The 3,172-nt window shown below is 54.2% G+C and carries 3 protein-coding genes; all 3 read left to right on the plus strand.

Annotation, left to right across the window (positions count from 1 at the left end; genetic code table 11):
* The first annotated feature begins 229 nt into the window (after positions 1-229).
* Positions 230-1,372, plus strand: coding sequence for a prenyltransferase/squalene oxidase repeat-containing protein (locus tag ACF8AM_RS15550; protein ID WP_392556512.1), 1,143 nt, complete (start codon positions 230-232; stop codon positions 1,370-1,372).
* Between the two features lie 197 nt (positions 1,373-1,569).
* Complete coding sequence (locus ACF8AM_RS15555; protein ID WP_392556513.1) at positions 1,570-2,451, plus strand: LysR family transcriptional regulator; 882 nt, start codon at positions 1,570-1,572, stop codon at positions 2,449-2,451.
* A 61-nt stretch (positions 2,452-2,512) separates the two neighbouring features.
* Positions 2,513-3,172: glycosyltransferase family 2 protein (locus tag ACF8AM_RS15560; RefSeq protein WP_392556514.1), on the plus strand; the 660-nt coding region annotated here is incomplete at its 3' end.

The following is a 3,172-nucleotide window of genomic DNA, read 5'->3' on the forward strand; positions in this document are numbered from 1 at the left end:
CATCTATTCGCCGGACTTGGGCAAGACATGGGCCCAATACGACCTCAAAGAATTCGGCCAAAGAAGTGCAATCCGGTTCCACAAGAAAAACAGCGACGGTTGGTTGCGAGTCGACTTGAGGAAGGGCTGGATTGAACGCGGCGAAGTCCTGTTCATCAAACCCAAACCCATTTGACGCCGTTCCGGAAGAATTTTCCTGCATCCGAACCACACGAGCGAAACCGATCACATGGGATTCAAACCTTCCCACCGCACCATGGCGAGAACTGCCTTTGCGCTGCTCCTCTCATTCACACTCGCTTGGCCGATGGATGCCCATGCGCAAACCGACATCGTGACGTTTGATTCCGTTCCCGACAAACGTGATTCGATCAATGCCGATGAACCAACCGTGGAATCGTTTTCTGCCAAACAAGCTGCGATCTATCTCGACCGTGCGTCGCTGACCTGGCAGAAAGAAAAGAAGTGTGTGACCTGCCACACCAACATGCCCTACATGTTCGCTCGTCCCGCGCTAACAGCGGTGCAAAAGGATTCCGGCGAAGTCCGTGAGTTCTTTGAACGGTACCGAACCGAGCGTTGGAAGAAGAAGCTCCCCACGGAAGGACAAGGATTCTGGGTGATCGTCGTGGCTGCCGGGTTGACGTTCAACGACATGCAAACGACCGGGCACCTCAGCCCGATCACGCGCGATGTGCTGGACTTTTTATGGACCACGCAACGAACCGATGGCGGATGGGACTGGCCCGATTGCGACTACGCCCCCATGGAGATCGATGACCACTTTGGAGACACGCTGGCGGCGCTGACCATTGGCATCGCACCGGACGAGTACGCGGAAACAAAAGCCGCGAAGGCGGGCATTGCGAAGTTGCGAACCTACTTCAATAACAATCCGCCAAAATCGCTGCACCATCGCGCCATGATCGCATGGTGTGCCAAGCGAATCGACGGCCTCATGACTGCGGACGAGCGCCGAAGAACCGTGGAGGAATTGCTCGCGAAACAGTTGCCGGACGGAGGCTGGTCCACTGCCGGTTTCTTGACCGATTGGAAAGACTTGGAACGCAACGATGGCGAACCGCTCGACACACAAACCAGCGACGGATACGGAACCGGATTGGTGATTGTGATCAGCCGCGAACTAGGGATTCCCCCCGGCGATCAACGCTTGCAGAAGGGGATTCAATGGTTGCTCACCAACCAGCGTGAAAGTGGAAAGTGGTTCACTCGTTCGCCCGTCAACGACGCCGGCAACTTAATCTCCAACACAGGAACCGCCTACGCGATCCTCGCACTCCAAAGCTGCGGTGTGCTCCCCGGATGGCCATTTGACACAGAAGGGAAAGCAACGGATCCCGGAATTGAGTGACGCCATCTCGAGGGGCACTGTTGCCGCGTCGCTGCTTCACCTGGACCGCCTGTCTTTTGACTGCCAAGACTCGCCGGACTCAGCTAGCCGGATGGCGGCGATTGGCTTTACACTGACCCAGCCTTTGATGCCGCGGCAACTTTCGATCAGAGGCAGACTGTGTTGCCGCCCGTTCCGTGTTTGATTGCAATGATTCGATGGACATTGACCAACTGAAGTACTTTCAAAGCGTGGCGGAGACGAAAAGCTTCACCGAAGCAGCGGCGCGGATGAACTTGTCGCAACCGGCACTGAGTCGTTCGATCCAGCGCCTCGAGGAAGAGTTTGGACAACCATTCTTTGAACGGAAACCTCGTTCCGTTGAATTGACTGACGCGGGCCTTCGGTTCCAACGCAGCGCCACGCAGATTCTTCGCATCATCGAAGACACGCGCGCGGAAATCACCGACGACGGCGAAACCGGCAAACTTCGAATCGGAGCGATTCCCACCATCGCTCCCTATTTCCTCCCGGATTTGCTGAAGCAATTTTCCGATGCGTTTCCGAGTTCCCAGTTGATCGTTCATGAGAACACCACCAACGAACTGCTGAAGGGAATCAAGCAGGGCGAAATCGATCTGGCAATCTTGGCGGAACCGATCAACGAAAAATATGTCGAGGTGGTACCGCTGATGGAAGAAGAACTGTGCTTGGTTCTTCCACCGAATCATCCGCTGTGCGAGGAAAACGGAATTCGTCTCGAAGATGTGGAAGAAGAACCATTTGTGATGCTCGGCGAAGCTCATTGCCTGTCGGAAAACATCCATTCGTTCTGTCGCAAGCGTTCGATCTTGCCCGTGGCGGTGGAACGAGCCAATCAATTGGCGACCGTTCAAGAATTGGTGTCTCTGTCACATGGAATCTCGATGATCCCCGAAATGGCTCGACGCCTGGATCGAAGCAAACGTCGCGTCTACCGGTCGTTTGCGAGCCCCGTTCCAACACGAACGATTGTCTGTGTGACCAACCCGTACCGTTTTCAAAGCCGACTGTTCGCGGAGTTTCGAAAACGTTTGTGCGAGTACGCGAAACAATTTTAGCTCCAACCGTCTTACACCCGTCGTAGAGAAGGATCGAGCCTCTTGATGAAGGAACAGAAGCGTGACTGCCGCACCTGAGATTTCAGTGGTGATTCCACTTCCTGATGATCGAGGACATCTGCTCGATTGTTTGAAAGGTTTCACGCAACAAGAGATGGACGTGCCCTATGAGGTGATCGTTGCCGCGACTGATGGAGACGCTCGCGGCTTGAAAGAGCTGTTGAATCAATTTCCAAGCGTACGTTGCGTTCAACAGCCTGGATTGAATGTGAACGCGTTGTACAACTTGGCGGCTTCGGCCGCGCGAGGCACATACTTGTATCTCACCGAATCGCACTGTATTCCGCAGCGAAATTGTCTAAGTCAGATTTATGAACTCGCTCACCGAGAACAAGTGCCGGCCGCTTGTAGTGCGAGCAACGGCGTGAATCAGAATCGCGTCGCAGAAGGAGAGCAGCGAATCTTCGAAGAAGACTTCTTGAGTTGGATTGGCGATAAGAAGTGCAAGATTTCCGTTCGAGGCACATTGATATTGCGATCGATTTGGGAAGAGATCGGTGGGTTTCTACCCGAATACGGTCACTTTTCTGAGGTGATGATCGGCGCGAAGCTGGAATCGATGGGAGTTCGTTTCGCATATGCCGAGAAGTCGATCGTCTCTCATGTCAACCAAGTCTGCACCGACCAGCTACGATCCGATTTGATGGAGCATGGCGTCGAC

The sequence above is a fragment of the Rhodopirellula sp. JB055 genome, assembly GCF_043100905.1.
Lineage (GTDB): Bacteria > Planctomycetota > Planctomycetia > Pirellulales > Pirellulaceae > Rhodopirellula.